General features: G+C 72.6%; 10 protein-coding genes. All 10 read right to left on the bottom strand.

Features of this window, described 5'->3' with window-relative positions:
• Positions 1-296: 296 nt before the first annotated feature.
• A complete protein-coding gene (locus GWI24_RS27165) occupies positions 297-2,549 on the bottom strand; it encodes an MMPL family transporter (protein ID WP_210948536.1) in 2,253 nt (750 codons plus the stop codon).
• Between the two features lie 110 nt (positions 2,550-2,659).
• Positions 2,660-4,105 (bottom strand): 3-carboxy-cis,cis-muconate cycloisomerase, encoded by a 1,446-nt coding sequence (pcaB, locus tag GWI24_RS27160; protein ID WP_210948535.1) that lies wholly within the window; start codon positions 4,103-4,105, stop codon positions 2,660-2,662.
• Positions 4,102-6,081, bottom strand: a complete 1,980-nt coding sequence (locus GWI24_RS27155; RefSeq protein ID WP_210948534.1) for an FAD/NAD(P)-binding domain-containing protein — start codon at positions 6,079-6,081, stop codon at positions 4,102-4,104. Before GWI24_RS27155 ends, pcaB begins: the two co-directional genes overlap by 4 nt.
• Before the next feature lie 36 nt (positions 6,082-6,117).
• Complete coding sequence (locus GWI24_RS27150) at positions 6,118-6,927, bottom strand: hypothetical protein (RefSeq protein ID WP_210948533.1); 810 nt, start codon at positions 6,925-6,927, stop codon at positions 6,118-6,120.
• Positions 6,928-7,001: 74 nt separating this feature from the next.
• The gene (locus GWI24_RS27145; protein WP_210948532.1) at positions 7,002-8,621 is read right to left on the bottom strand and encodes a class I adenylate-forming enzyme family protein; all 1,620 of its coding nucleotides are present in this window, start codon (positions 8,619-8,621) and stop codon (positions 7,002-7,004) included.
• A 66-nt stretch (positions 8,622-8,687) separates the two neighbouring features.
• A complete protein-coding gene (locus GWI24_RS27140) occupies positions 8,688-9,656 on the bottom strand; it encodes a UbiA family prenyltransferase (protein ID WP_210948531.1) in 969 nt (322 codons plus the stop codon).
• The gene (locus GWI24_RS27135) at positions 9,653-10,861 is read right to left on the bottom strand and encodes a 4-hydroxybenzoate 3-monooxygenase (protein ID WP_308344064.1); all 1,209 of its coding nucleotides are present in this window, start codon (positions 10,859-10,861) and stop codon (positions 9,653-9,655) included. The genes GWI24_RS27140 and GWI24_RS27135 overlap by 4 nt, the downstream gene beginning before the upstream one ends.
• A 10-nt stretch (positions 10,862-10,871) precedes the next feature.
• The gene (gene ispG / locus GWI24_RS27130; protein WP_210948530.1) at positions 10,872-12,023 is read right to left on the bottom strand and encodes a flavodoxin-dependent (E)-4-hydroxy-3-methylbut-2-enyl-diphosphate synthase; all 1,152 of its coding nucleotides are present in this window, start codon (positions 12,021-12,023) and stop codon (positions 10,872-10,874) included.
• On the bottom strand, positions 12,020-13,918 hold the full coding sequence (dxs, locus tag GWI24_RS27125; RefSeq protein ID WP_210948529.1) for a 1-deoxy-D-xylulose-5-phosphate synthase: 1,899 nt from the start codon (positions 13,916-13,918) through the stop codon (positions 12,020-12,022). Before dxs ends, ispG begins: the two co-directional genes overlap by 4 nt.
• Before the next feature lie 65 nt (positions 13,919-13,983).
• Positions 13,984-14,936, bottom strand: a 953-nt coding sequence (locus GWI24_RS27120) for a polyprenyl synthetase family protein (protein ID WP_210948528.1), incomplete at its 5' end; no start/stop codon positions are given.

Raw genomic sequence — 14,936 nt, 5'->3', positions numbered from 1 at the left:
CCAGGGGCGGAGCCCCCCACGCGGCGGAGCCGCATATCGTCAGGTGCCGGGAAGGGGCAGGGAGGGGACAGACTCGCCGGACATCCCGAAGGCGGCCTGCGTGAGACGGCCCGTGGGGGCGACGGCGTGAAACGGCCCGTGCCAGGAGGCCGCCCGCGTGCGGCGGGTCCGCCGCCCGGGGTGCCGGGCGGCGGACCCGTGAACCGCCTGCGTCGTCATGGACGGCGGACTTGAGACGCCTGCGTCGTCATGGACGGCGGATTCGAGCCGCCATACGCGCTGGGCCGGTCAGCCGGTCAGCCGGTCAGCGCCCGGTCGCCGTCGCGCCGGGGGGCCGGGGCCGAGGGCTCCTCGCGCAGGCCGTACCGGCTGTGCAGCCGCCGCAGCGGCGCCGGGGCCCACCAGGTGGCGCGCCCGCCCAGCCGCATCGCGGCGGGCAGCACGGCTCCCCGGATGAGCGTCGCGTCCATCAGCACGGCCAGCGGCAGCCCGACCCCGTACGCCTTCACCAGCGAGATGCCGGAGACGGTGAAGGCCAGGAAGACCACCGAGATCGCCACCGCCGCCGCGGTCACGATGCGGCCGGTGCGTTCCAGCCCCTGGGCGACGGCGGCCGTCGGCGAGCCGGTCAGCTCGTACTCCTCGCGCATCCGGGACAACAGGAAGACCTGGTAGTCCATCGCGAGGCCGAAGGCGAGGCCGAAGAGCATCACCGGGATCGTGGCGGCGATGTTGCCGGTCGGGGTGAAGTCGCCGAACAGCCCCCCGAGATGGCCGTCCTGGAAGACCCACACCAGCGCGCCGAAGGTGGCCGTCAGGCTCAGCGCGCTGAGCACCAGCGCGAGGAACGGCAGCATCACGCTTCCGGTCACCAGGAACAGCAGCACCAGCATGGTCAGCAGCACCGTGCCCAGGGCGTACGGAAGCCACTTCTCCAGCGCCGCCGCGGCGTCGTGGTTGGTGGCCGCGGCCCCGCCCACCAGCGCCTCGAACGGCGCCTTCTGCGAGCGGATCTCGCCGACCAGCCGGTCCGCGTCGTCCGCGCTGGCCGTCTCCGGCACCACGGAGAAGTAGACGGCGTCGCCCGAGGCGAAGCGCGCGTACCGCTGGTCGGGCGGGGCGGCCTGGCGGCCCTCGGCGTAGGCGCCGGTGGCGGTGCGCACAGCGGCCACATGCGGCAGCCGCGACAGCCGCTTCGCGTACGCGCCGACGGCCGCCCGGTCGGAGCCGCCCTCGGGCGCCACGACCTGGAGCGCGTTCTGCTCACTGCTGTCGAACTCGGCGCGTACGGTGTCGGCCACCTGACGTGCCGACGAGGACGCGGGCATCACCCGCTCGTCCGGCATGCCGAGGTTGATGCCGAGGAACGGCGCGCCGAGCAGCAGCAGGAACGCGGTCACGATGGTCACGATCGGCACCGGGCGCCGCATCACGGTGGTGGCCAGCCGGTGCCAGAAGCCGCTCTCCACGCTCCGGGCGGCCGCCTCGGGACTCGCCCCACCGGCCGTCGCGGTCCGCCGCCCGCGGAACACCCGGCCCTTCTCGATCCGGTCACCGAGCAGCGCGAGCAGCGCCGGCAGCACGATGAGCGAGGACGCGCCGGACAGCAGCGCCGTGAGCGCCCCCGCATAGCCCATGGACCGCACCGCCTGGAGCGGGAACCAGGCCATGGCCAGGGACGAGACGGCCACGGTCAGCGCCGAGAAGGTCACGGTGCGCCCGGCGGAGGTCAGCGTCGCCCGGATGGCGTCCGGCGGGGCGAGCCCCGACCGCAGCTCCTCGCGGTAGCGGCTGACCATCAGCAGGCTGTAGTCGATGGCCAGGCCCAGGCCCAGCAGGGTCACCACGCTCGCCGCGAGCGAGCCGACCGTCGTGACGCTCGCCAGGATCCACGTCAGCCCCATCGTCAGCATCATCGCCACCAGGGCGACGGCCAGCGGCAGCGCCGCGGCCACCGCGCTGCCGAAGATGAACACCAGGGCGACCAGGGTGATCGGGATGGCGACCGTCTCACCGGCCGTGGCGTCCTTCTGGCCCTGCTCCAGCAGCTCCCGCTGGAACTTCGTATAGCCGCCGAGCTTCACCTCCAGCCCGTCCCGCGAGCCCTCGTAACGGTCCGCCAGCTCGGCGACGCGCTTCTGCGACGTGGTGTCGTCCCCGGTGACCGTGCCCATGATCAGGGCCTTGTGACCGCTCTTGCCGCGCAGCTGCGGGGCCTTCCCGGTGGTCCAGTAGGAGCTGACGTTCGCCACTCCGGGTTCCTTGCCCAGCTTCCGGGTCAGCTCGGTGCCCGCCGCCGTCACCGACGGGTCGTCCACCCGCCCCTTCGACGTCACCAGCAGCGTGAGATTGGGCAGCCCCTGCCCGAACCTCTTGTCCAGCGCGGTGATCGCCCGCGATGACTCCGATTTCGGATCGTCGAAACCGCCCGCCGTCAGCTTGTCGAACAACGTCGTACTCGCCACCCCGCCGACCACGGCGAGCAGCAGGCCGACGACCAACACCGCCAGGCGCTTCCGCACGACGAAACCGGCCAGTCTGTCCAGCATTCCCTTTTCCTTCCTCAAGCGCACGGCGTCTGGATTCCGCCTCGGCATCCCAGACGCCGGGCCCCTCCCGGATGTGACATCCCCGGCCGACGCCGCTCCACGAGCGGCCGTCAGAACCGGTCCCGGTGCTCCTGAACCGCCCGGTCCACCAGCGGCCCGGCCGCCCCCGGATAGTTCGCCGGGTCCAGCAGGGCGGCCAGCTCCTCCGGTGTGAAACGACCCGCGAGCTCGGGGGCGGCGGCCAGCACCTCGCCCAGCGTCCGCCCGCCGCGCGCCGCCTCCGCCGAGACCCGGCTCATCAGCTCCTTCGCGGGGCCCTTGCCCAGCACCGGGGTCAGGGCCGCGGCCAGGCGCTCGGAGACGATCAGCCCGCCGGTCAGCCCCAGATTGGCGCGCATCCGGTCCGGGAAGACGACCAGCCCCTCGACCAGTTCGACGGCCGTGTGCGCCGCCCCGCCCGTCAGCCGCAGACACTCGCGCAGCGGAAGCCACTCGGCGTGCCACGCCCCGGCCGGCCGCTCGTCCTCCGCGAGCATGCCCCCCATGACGGCGCTCGCCAGCGCCGGCACCTGGAGCGCCGCCGAGCGCACCAGCGTGGCCAGGGCGGGGTTGCGCTTGTGCGGCATCGCGGAGGACATCCCACGGCCCTCGGCGGCGGGCTCGGCGACCTCGGCGGTCTCGGTGCGCGACAGCAGCTGCACATCCACCGCGATCTTGCCCAGCGCCCCGGTGGCCAGGGCCAGTTGGGCGGCCAGCCCCGCGATCGGCATACGGGCGGTGTGCCAGGGCAGGACGGGCTCGTTCAGCCCGGCCTGCGCGGCGAACTCCGCCATCAGCCGCTCCGCGAACTCGCCCGGCCCCGGCGCCCCGGGCCGCGTCCCCCGGTCCATCAGGGCGTACTCGGTGTAGCCCGCCAGCGTTCCCGCCGCGCCGCCGAGCTGCACCGGCAGCTCGTGGTCGCGGATCCGGGCCAGCCGGGCCGCCGCCTCCTCCACCCCGCTCAGCCAGCCCGCCGCCTTCAGCCCGAAGGTGGTGGGCACGGCGTGCAGGGCGAGCGTACGGCCGGGCATCAGCGTGTCCCGGTGCGCCACGGACAGCTCGCGCAGCGCCCGCGCGATCCGCTCCAGGTCCGCCACCAGGGGCACGAGGGTCCGGCGCGCCACCAGCATGGCGGCGGTGTCCATGATGTCCTGGCTGGTCGAGCCCCGGTGCACATACTCCGCGGCGGCCGGGTCCGCCGCGGCCACCAGCGCGGTGAACGCCCGGACCAGCGCCACCACCGGATTGGCCGCGCCTCGGGCCAGCCGGGCGATCTCCACCACGTCCAGGTGCTCGGCACGGGCGAGGTCGGTGATGGTGCGGGCCGCCGCCTCGGGCACCAGGCCCAGCCGCGCCTGCGCCCGCACCAGGCCCGCCTCGGCGTCCAGCATCGCCTGGAGCCAGGCGCCGTCCGATGTGGTGGCCTCGGCCGGGGTACCGGCCCGGACGGGGCTCAGCAGGCCCGCGTCGGCATGGCGCGGGGCGCCGTCGGTCGTATCGCTCGTGGCGTCGGTCATGGGACGGAAACCTCGATGGTCTCGGGGCCGGTGGGGCCGTTGGGGTCGGTGGGCGAGCCGTCGCGCAGCGCCAGTACGGCACGCGAGATGGCGTCGGCATCGGAAAGGATCACAGAGCCGACCCCCGGCCGTACGCCCGCGGCCGTGGCCCAGTGGACGGATTCGGTGGGCACGCCGAAGGCGAACCGCCGTGGATGCGGCCGCCCCGCTCCATCCAGCAGGTGGTAGGGGCTGGGCTCCACGGCGAGCCCGCCCGTCTCGAGCCCGCCCCGTCCATCGCCGGTGCCCCCGACCGTGTAGGGGCCACAGTGACCGCTCGTCAGCAGCCCCGACAGCAGCGGATCGGCGCTGGAGCGCACATCGGTGCCCGGCAGCCGGGCATCGATCAGCGTGGTCGCCCACCGCCGCGAGCCGGGCACGGCACGGGACTCCAGGACGAAGGCGCCCTCCTCGGCGTCGGCGCGCGCCACGGTGCGCGGGCCCAGCACGGTCAGCACACCCGCCTCGATGAGCGCGACCGCCTCCTCGATCCGCCGGGCCGGAGGCCCGATCGACACGAAGGCGTTCAGCGGGGTGTACCAGGCGTCCAGGTCCTCGCGGTGCGAACGGGCCGTCAGCCCGCCGTGGTCCACCACCAGCCGTATCTCGTTGCGCAGATCGCGCAGCACATCCAGGGCCGCCTTCAGCGGGCCGTGCACATTGCCCGCGCGCGCCGCCTCCAGATCAGCCCGCAGATACCCCAGCAGCCAGGACCGGAACGCGGCGGGCGAGCGGAGGCCGTCGGCGGGGCAGGGCTGCGCGATCCGGCCCCAGTTCCAGCGCTGATGGGGCGGGATACCGCTCTCTGTCAGCAGCCGGTCCTCCTCCGCGCTGCCCCGGGGAACCGACGGATAGGCGGCGCGCAGCCGGTGCGCGGCCGCCTCCCGCCCCCGGGCGGTGAGCAGCGCGGTGTAGTAGACCGTCTCCACCTCCTTGGAGATCAGCGGCCACAGCTCGGAGCGGAAGTCCAGACCGCCCCGCTCATGGGCCCGCCGCCGCAGACCGCGGATCACCTCCGGGGTCAGCACCAGCGGATGGTGACGGCCGTGCGGGCCCTTCTGGTTCTCGCCCCGGGAGTGGAACGGCACGCCCCGGCGCGAGCCCGCCAGCAGCCGCGGCTCCCGGCCCGAGGGCCGGTAGACCAGATGTCCCGCCCGCCGTTCGAACCGCCCGCCCCGGCCCTCGGTGAGCAGGGCCAGACAGTCGAAGAAGTTCAGCCCCAGCCCCAGCAGGCCCACCGCCTCCCCGGGCCGGACGCCGGACAGATCCACCTCGGCCGGACTGGCGGGCGGGAGGTAGCGCAGGCCCCGCGCCTCGGCGAAGGCCGCGTGGGCCGCCTCCCGCGGCGAGCGCCGCTGCGGCAGATGGCCCTGGGCCAGCACCACGGCGTGCAGCCCCTCGAGGCGGGTGCCGTCCTCCAGGACGACGGTCTGCGCCCCGCCCGCCGTACGCTCCTCGAGCCCCACCGCCCGCGAGCGGTGGGACACCGTGCGGACGGACGCCGGAGCGGTGCCGGTCACCCGGCGGTGGACCCACTCCAGATAGTGCCCGTGGAAGGCGCGGGTGGGGTACGAGTCGGGGCCCAGGCGCCGTGCCTCGGCGAGGACGTCCTCGTCGTACCCGATCTCGTCGAGACCGCCGGTGAGGCTCATGAACCGGGCCCACTCGTACAGGCTGGGCCCGGGGAGTACCGGCCCGGCCATCTCCACGGTCTCGTCCGTGAACATGGTGACCTGGCCGGCGACGGTGTTCATGAGCAGATGGCGGGACTGGTCGGAGCGCCAGACCCGCCCCGCCCCCGGCGGATACGGGTCCACCACATGGACGGTGACCGAGGTGGTGGGTGTCTGCGCGGCGTTGGCGCACAGCCGCTCCAGGACCGAGAGCCCCCGGGGCCCGGCACCGATGAGGCAGACGTCCAGACGTTGCGTGGTCATGGTCATTCTCCGTGGACGAAGGGCCCGGTAAGCGGCTCAGCCCGAGGCCGCGCCGCGGACGGCCGCCTCCCGCTCCTTCTCCCGCTCCTCGTGGCGCGGTGCGCCGGCCGGGGCGGGGGCGTCGGGGATCTCGGCCGGGCTCCGGTTCCAGGCCCACGGCGAGCGGCCCTCCTCGCGGACCTTGCGGTACAGCAGCACGCAGTAGGTCGCGTCGATGGTCCAGACGGTCAGGAAGAGGAAGATGAACAGGTGGTGGCCCGGGTACATCACCAGCACCGTCCAGCCCGCGAAGAACGATCCGATGCCCTTGGCGAGCGCCACGTACATCGACTGCCCGAGCGAGGAGCCACGGCGGCCCAGCATGAAGATGAAGGACAGGCTCAGGAACACGTTCAGCCCGGTGCCGGTGTAGATGCCGGTGGCGTCCTTGAGCTCATAGGTCGTCATGATGTGGAAGACCGCGGACCAGGCGATGACGCCGAAGACCATCCACCGGAAGGCCCGCCGGCTCATACCGGGATAGTCCTTCCATCCGTAGGCCAGCGTCTGCCGGAGGATGAAGCAGTCGACCAGGAACCAGCTGAGGTTGATCGGGCGTTGCACATCGGCCTGGTCCAGGATGAGGGAGAGGGTGAACTCCCAGGCGAGGTTGACCTCGACCACGAAGACGGGAATCCCCACCCGCTTGTCCAGTTTGGCGCGGTAGATGGCGAGTCCGTACGCCACCAGCCAGCCCGATGCGCACGGGCCCATCAGGATCCAGAACAGCCAACTCGGCCGGTCCGCCTCCGGCAGCGTCACCGGGGCGACGTTCGGGAGGTCGATGAGAGCGGGCGGGAACCACACGGCTAATTACCCCTCGTTCATGGTGGATGCGGTCGTCTCGATGCGTGGTGTGGTGGTGCGATGCGCGGCGCGGTTCAAGTCCACTGGCCGGTGCCGTAGGTGTCGCTGTTGCCCAGCAGCTGTTCGCGCAGCTCCCCCCGGCGCACCTTCCAGGTGGCGGTGCGCGGCATCTCGTCCCACGGCACGAGCCGGGGCTTGTCCATCTCGGGCAGGCCACGGCAGGCGCGGTCCCACTCCTGGGGGTCCAGGGCGTCGTCGCGCATGCACAGCACCGGGATCGGCAGCTGCCCGGGGACCCCGAGCACGATCACCTCGGAGGCCCGGTCCAGCCGGTCGAGCAGGGTGGACTCCAGCTCGATGCTGCTCATCCCGGGGATCATGTCGACCTCGCGGTCGATCAGCCGGATGCGGCCGTAGCCCGCGTACTCGCCCAGGTCGCCGGTGTTCCACCAGCGGCCCTGGTCCTTGGCGCGGTGCCGGTCGTCCTCGCCCAGATAGGTCAGACAGCGCGACTTGGTCCTCACCATCAGCAGCCCCGGCTTTCCCCGGGGCCGTTTGCGGCCGGTCTCCGGGTCCACGACCTTGACCCGGACCAGCGGCGGGAAGCCGACGTTGGTGGCGTCGTGCGCCCGGGGCTTGTCCGGGCGGACCATGGAGCGGGTGGCCACCCCGGCGGCGATGCCCGCGATCTCCGACTGCCCCACGCCCCAGGCCCACAGCGGCAGCCGGACCCGGGAGGCGCCGAGGAACTTGCGGACCGTCCTGGGGTGCACCGCGTCGAAGGTGCTGATGAACCGGCGTACGCCCGCGAAGAGTTCGGGCCGGGTGTCGGCCAGCTCCTCCCAGTACTGGAAGACGTTCGGACAGGCCTCCAGCGAGGTGGGCGGGTGCGCGGCCAGCATGCGCGCCACGTTCGCCAGGCCCGGCTCTGAGAGGATCACCATCTTCCGCGGCCCGCGGAACAGCGTCCCGTTGGTCCAGGACAGATTGCGGTTGTGGGCGAAGGAGATCCCGCTGGCCACCACGTCCTCCGGCCGGGAGGTCATCAGCGGCAGCCGGTAGGACTCGATGCGGAACGGCACGGCCGCGAGCGTGGTGGCGGGCGAGTGCACCACCAGCTTCGGCACGCCCGTGGTGCCCGAGGTGTGGGTGACCAGCATGGGCTCATGGCGGCCGCGGAACCGCACCGGCGGCCGGGCGCCGCCGCGCACATCGTCGATGCGCAGCGTCTTCCCGGGCAGCCCAGGGCGGTCCTCGCCGACGGCCACGAGCGTCATCCCCCGGTCGTCGAGGGCGATTCCGGCGGCGGTCATCCGCGCCAGTACCGTGGTGCCCATCACCAGCACCTTCGGGGAGATCCTGGTGAGCAGGGTGCGGATATGCGCCTCCGACCGGATGGGCGCGATCATCACCGGCAGCGCCCCGAGCCGGGCGGCGGCCGCGGCGAGCAGGATGAAGTCGTAGTGGTTCTCCTTGACGATGGCGAGCCGGTCGCCGTGGCGCAGCCCCGCCCCGTGCAGCCAGCCCGCGGCGTCCTCCACCGTCGCCGCCAGGGCGGGCACATCGAAGCGGGTGCCGGAGTCCGGCGCGATGTCGAAGGGCCGGTCCAGATGCATGACCGTCGGCCTGCCCTGTTCGGCGGCCCAGTGGAACAACCGGCCTACGTTGACGGGCCGTTGGGAACGCGCCGCCATGCTCATCTCCTCCTATAGGGGTGCGTACGGCTGGGACAGGACGAACGGTCGGGACTGGACGAACGGTCAGGACAGGACGTACAGCGCGGGCGCCAGCAGACCCAGGAAGCCCAGGTCGTAGGCGTACAGCCCGAGCTTGCGGGCGCTCAGCCAGCGCCCCCGCAGCGGGCCCTCGCGCAGCTGGGCCGCGTGGAGAGCGGTGGCGGGCAGCAGGGTCAGCAGGGTCCACCACGGCCACCGGGTGGTCAGGCCCAGGACGCAGATCAGCGTGGCCGAGGCCAGGAAGAAGACGGCCATGGCGGTCTTGTAGACCCGCGGCCCGGTCGACGCGGCCAGCGTCCGGCGGCCCACCGAGCGGTCCCCGTCGGCGTCGTTGACGTTGGAGTAGCTGCTCACCATGACCAGCCAGAGCCCCAGCAACAGACCCACCAGCACCGCTGGGGACGACCATCGCCGCTCCACCGCCAGATACGGGGCCAGCAGCCCGGCCGTGGTGGCCAGGCACAGCAGCGTCTCCGCACCGCCCCGGTGGTAGCTCAGCCGCAGCCCGGCCGAGTACTGCACGCTGAAGAAGAACCCGACCCCGTAGAGGAGGTACGCCACGGCCGGAGCCCGCCAGTCCAGCGCCCAGAACGCGCCGATCCCCGCGAGCACCGCGACCGAGGCCGCGCAGGCGATGAACCGCACCGCCTCGCGCTCGGTGACCGCCCCGCTGAGCAGCGGCTTGCCGCGGATGTCGCGTTTGGTGTCGCCGGCCTTGTAGTTGCGGGCGTCGCTGCCGTTGCGGAAGCCCACCAGGTCGTCGGTGGCGCAGGTGCAGGTGACGATGCCCATGGAGCCGAGAAGGAACAGCAGCATCGCGGCGGTGGTCCCCGGGCGGTCGCGCGCCTGCGGGCTCAAGGCGAGCCACGCCATGCCCCAGCCGAAGTAGTTCTGGTACACGAAGATCTTCGACAGCCGGAACAGACCGCGCGCCACGTCCCCGCCGCGGCGGGGACGCGCCGTCGTCCGGCTCTCGCTCGTCAGTGACGTCACGGTCGTCCTCCCCGGGCCGGGGTCCGCTCCCGCGCCAGGCCCACATAGTTCTCGGCGAAGTTCCACGCGGCGGCGGGGCAGTGCGCCACGGCCTCGAGCCGGGCGTGCTGGAGCCGCTCGTCGAACACCCGGCCCTCCGTCGGCCGGTGCAGCAGCCGCGACATCCAGTCGGAGAACTCCTGCGCCTGCCAGACCCCGGGCAGACAGGCGGCCGAATAGCCGTCCAGCGGGGCGCGGTCGCCGGTTTCGTAGTACTCCCGGAAGGCCGCGGCGAGCACCTTGACGTCCGCCACGGCGAGGTTGAGCCCCTTGGCCGCGGTCGGCGGCACGATATGCGCGGCGTCCCCGGCCAGGAACAGCCGCCCGTAGCTCATCGGCTCGGTGACGAAGCCACGCAGCGCCACACAGCTCTTCTCCAGGACCGGCCCCTCGGCCAGCTCCGGGGCGCCGTCGATGTCCAGCCGGGTGTGCAGTTCCTTCCAGATCCGCTCATCGGGCCAGTTCTCCACCGACTCACCGGCCTCCACCTGGAGATAGAGCCGGCTCACCGCGGGGGAGCGCATGCTGTGCAGCGCGAAGCCGCGGCCGTGCACCGCGTAGATCAGCTCCTCGGCGGCGGGCGGGGCCTGGGCCAGTACCCCGAGCCAGGCGTACGGATAGGTGCGCTCGTAGGTCGTCAGCGCGCCGGGCGGCACGGAGCGGCGGGAGACCCCGTGGAATCCGTCGCAGCCCGCGACGAAGTCACAGGCGATCTCCACCGGTTCCCCCGCCACCGTGCAGCGCACGGCCGGTGTGTCCGTCTCCAGGCCCCGCAGTTCGACGTCGGGGACGTCGAACCACAGCCTTGCCCCGGCCTCGATCCGGGCCCGGATCAGGTCCTTCACCAGCTCCTGCTGGCCGTACATATGGACGGTCCGCCCGGTCAGCTCGGTGAAGGGCAGCCGGTGGGCGCGCGAGCCGAACCGGAAGACGAAGCCCTCGTGGACCAGCCCCTCGCGGTCCAGCCGGTCCGCCAGACCGGCCTCGCGCAGGAAGTCCACGGTGCCGCCCTCCAGCAGCCCGGCCCGCACCCGCCTCTCCACATGACTCCGGCTCCGCCGCTCCAGCACGATCGAGTCCACCCCGGAGAGCTGGAGCAGATGGGAGAGCAGCAGGCCGCCGGGGCCCGCCCCGACGATCGCGACCCGCGTGGTCAGGCGCTTCACGGATGCCCCCTCATCCCACGCTGACGGTGGGGGACTCGGGGGCGTCCCGCGGGCCCGCCTCCTCGGCCAGGCGCATGGCCTCCTCGATCAGGGTCTCCACGATCTTGCTCTCGGGGACGGTCTTGATGACCTTCCCCTTGACGAAGATCTGGCCCTTGCCATTGCCGGACGCGACACCGAGATCGGCCTCCCGCGCCTCACCCGGGCCGTTGACCACACACCCCATCACCGCGACCCGCAGCGGCACTTCCATGCCCTCGAGACCGGCGGTGACCTGGTCGGCCAGCTTGTACACATCCACCTGGGCCCGGCCGCAGGAGGGGCAGGAGACGATCTCCAGCTTGCGCGGCCGCAGATTGAGCGACTGCAGGATCTGGGTGCCGACCTTCACCTCCTCCATCGGAGGCGCCGACAGCGACACCCGGATGGTGTCGCCGATGCCCTGGCGCAGCAGCGCGCCGAAGGCCACCGCCGACTTGACGGTGCCCTGGAACGCGGGGCCCGCCTCGGTCACCCCCAGGTGCAGCGGATAGTCGCAGGACTCGGCGAGCAGCTCATAGGCGCGCACCATGACCACCGGGTCGTTGTGCTTCACCGAGATCTTCAGATCGTGGAAGTCGTGCTCGGCGAAGAGCTCCGCCTCCCACAGCGCCGACTCCACCAGCGCCTCGGGGGTGGCCTTGCCGTGCTTGGCCATCAGCCGCGCGTCCAGCGAGCCGGCGTTCACCCCGATGCGGATCGGGGTGCCGTGGTCCTTCGCGGCGCGGGCGATCTCCTTGACCTTGTCGTCGAACTTCTTGATGTTCCCCGGGTTCACCCGCACCGCCGCGCACCCCGCCTCGATGGCGGCGAACACGTACTTGGGCTGGAAGTGGATGTCGGCGATCACCGGGATCTTGGACTTGCGGGCGATCTGCGGCAGCGCGTCGGCGTCGTCCTGGCTGGGGCAGGCCACCCGGACGATGTCACAGCCGGTCGCGGTCAGCTCGGCGATCTGCTGGAGGGTGGCGTTGACATCGGCGGTGACGGTGGTCGTCATGGACTGCACGGAGACGGGGAAGTCGCTGCCGACCCCCACCGCGCCGACGCGGAGCTGACGGGTGACACGGCGCTTGCCGAGCACCGGTGGCGGCGCGGCGGGCAGGCCGAGATCGACGGTCATCGGGAATCCTCCTCGAGGCGCCGGACGCCCGGCGCACGGTCGGCCGCGATCCGCATCCGGATCGAGCGGGCCAGGTCTTCGGGGGTCAGGCCGCATTCGGCGAGGATGTCGGCGCGTTTGCCGTGGTCCAGGAAGCGCTGCGGAATCCCGAAACCGGACACCGGGGCCGGGACACCGGCGTCGCGCAACTCCTGGGCGAGCAGCGAGCCGTAGCCGCCCACGCGCAGGTTGTCCTCGACGGTCACCACGAGCCGGTACTGCTCCGCCAGCTTGATCAGCGACGGGTCGACCGGTTTGAGCCAGGCCGGGTCCACCACCGTGACGCCCAGGCCCTCCTCGGTGAGCCGGTGCGCCGCCTCGCAGGCCGTCGCGGCCATGGCGCCGACGGACACCAGCAGGACATCGTCGCCGGGGGAGCGGTGCAGCACATCGATGCCGTCGTGCTGGTCGACGGCGGGGATGTCGGGCCCCACCGGGCCCTTGGGGAACCGGATGGCGCTGGGGCCGTCGGTGATCGCCACCGCCTCGCGCAGCGCGGCGCGCAGGGAGGCACCGTCGCGGGGCGCCGCGACCCGCAGGCCGGGCACGATCCCGAGCACCGACAGATCCCACATGCCGTTGTGGGACGCCCCGTCGTCACCGGTGACACCGGCCCGGTCCAGGACGAACACCACCGGGCAGGAGTGCATCGCCACATCCATCAGCAGCTGGTCGAAGCCGCGATTGAGGAACGTGGAGTACACGGCCACCACCGGCACCATCCCCGCCATGGCGAGCCCCGCGGCCGAGGTGACCGCGTGCTGCTCGGCGATGCCGACGTCGAAGACCCGGTCGGGGAACTCCTCCGCGTACGCCGCGAGCCCGGTTGGCTGGAGCATCGCCGCCGTCACCGCCACCACCTCGGGGCGCTCACGGCCGATCTCGACCAGCTCCGCGCCGAAGACCGAGGTCCAGGACGGGCCCGGGGAGCCCAGCGGTTCGCCGGTGGCCGGGTCGCCGGCGCCGACCGCGTGGTGGTGGTCGCGCTCGTCGGCCTCCGCGCGCGGGTAGCCGTGGCCCTTACGGGTCAGACAGTGCACCACGACCGGCCCGCCGAACCCGGCGGCCTGCCGCAGGGCGGCCTCCACCGCCGCGATGTCATGTCCGTCGACCGGCCCGAGGTACTTCAGTCCCAGGTCGGCGAAGAACCCCTGCGGGGCGAGCATGTCCTTCAGCTCCGCCTTGACCGCGTGCAGCGCCTCGTAGAGCTTCGGGGTCTGCCGCAGCTGGTGCTTGGACCACTCGAGGAACCGCTCGTAGTCGGGGGAGGTGCGCAGGCCCGCCAGACAGGTGGCAAGGCCGCCCGTGGTCGGCGCGTAGGAACGGCCGTTGTCGTTCACCACGATGACGACGGGACGGTCCGGGGCGCCCGAGATGTTGTTCAGCGCCTCCCAGGCCATGCCGCCGGTCAGCGCCCCGTCCCCGATGACGGCCACCACCGCGCGGTCGGTCTCGCCCCGCAGCCGGAACCCCTTGGCGAGGCCGTCGGCGTAGGACAGCACGGTGGAGGCGTGGCTGTTCTCGATGGTGTCGTGCTCGGACTCCGCCCGGCTGGGGTAGCCGGACAGGCCGCCCTTCTGCCGGAGCCGGTCGAACCCCTCCCGGCGGCCGGTCAGGATCTTGTGCACATACGCCTGGTGTCCGGTGTCCCACAGGACGCGGTCCCGGGGGGAGTCGAAGACGCGGTGCAGGGCGATGGTGAGTTCGACGGTGCCCAGGTTGGGCCCCAGGTGGCCGCCGGTCCGCAGCACCTTGTCGATGAGGAAGCGCCTGATCTCACCCGCGAGACCGGTGAGTTGGCCGGCGTCCAGGTGCTTGATGTCGGCGGGACCGTGGATGGTCTCCAGCAGTGTCATCCGGGTTTGCTCCCTGAAGCGTCGGTGCCGCCGGGTGCGGTCGCTGTCGGTGCCCATCGGTGGCCTCAGGCGCTCCGGTAGGCGACCTCGTGGGCCATGGCGGCCAGTTCCTCCCGCCACTCCGGCTCCAGCGGGGCCTCGGCGATGGCGCGGCAGGCCCGCTCGACGAGCCCGTCGATATGCTTCTCGACGTCGTCGCGCACACCCGTCTCGATCAGCAGCTCCCGCAGGTGGTCGGCGCCCCGCAGCCGAGCGGGCACCAGCTCCCGGATGTGCGCGTTGCGCTGGATGGCCAGGGCCATCAGCAGCGTCATCTTGTGCTGCTCGAAGTCCAGACCACTCGGCTTGCCGGTGACCTCGGCGTCCCCGAAGGCGTCCAGCAGGTCGTCCCGCAGCTGGAACGCCTCGCCGAGCGCGGCCCCGTAACTCTCGAAGGCCGGCGCCGCGTCGGCGCGGCCGGCCACGGCGGCGCCCAGGACCAGCGGGCGGTGGATGGTGTAGCGGCCGGACTTGGCGATGGCGATCCACCGCGAGGTCTCCGGGTCCGGCTCGAACTCCACGGACGCCGCGACGTCCATGTACTGGCCGATGATCAGCTCCGAGCGCAGCAGATGCCACTCGGCGGCCACCGCGGGCTCCACCTCGGCCATGATCTCGTCGGAGTAGACCAGGGCCAGATCGCCCGCGAGGATCGCCACGTTCTCCCCGAAGCGCTCCGCCGTGCCCTGCCATCCGCGTTCGCGGTGCAGTGCGGCCTGGCTGGTGTGCACGGTCGGCGCGCCGCGGCGCACCGCGGACTCGTCCATCACATCGTCGTGGATCAGCGCACAGGCGTGGAGCAGCTCCAGCGCGGCGGCGACGGGGATGACCCGGCCGTCCTCCGGATCGCCGCCGGCGGCCAGATAGCCGCTCAGACAGAACGCCGGGCGCGTCCGCTTGCCGCCCGCGTTGACCAGGTCGGCGATCGCGTCGATGGGGAAGCTGGAGCGGGGGTCGAGACCGTGCCACCGCTCGTACT

Source organism: Streptomyces sp. MK37H (assembly GCF_018035285.1).
Taxonomy (GTDB): domain Bacteria; phylum Actinomycetota; class Actinomycetes; order Streptomycetales; family Streptomycetaceae; genus Streptomyces; species Streptomyces endocoffeicus.
This window is presented reverse-complemented; position numbering and strand designations above follow the sequence as displayed.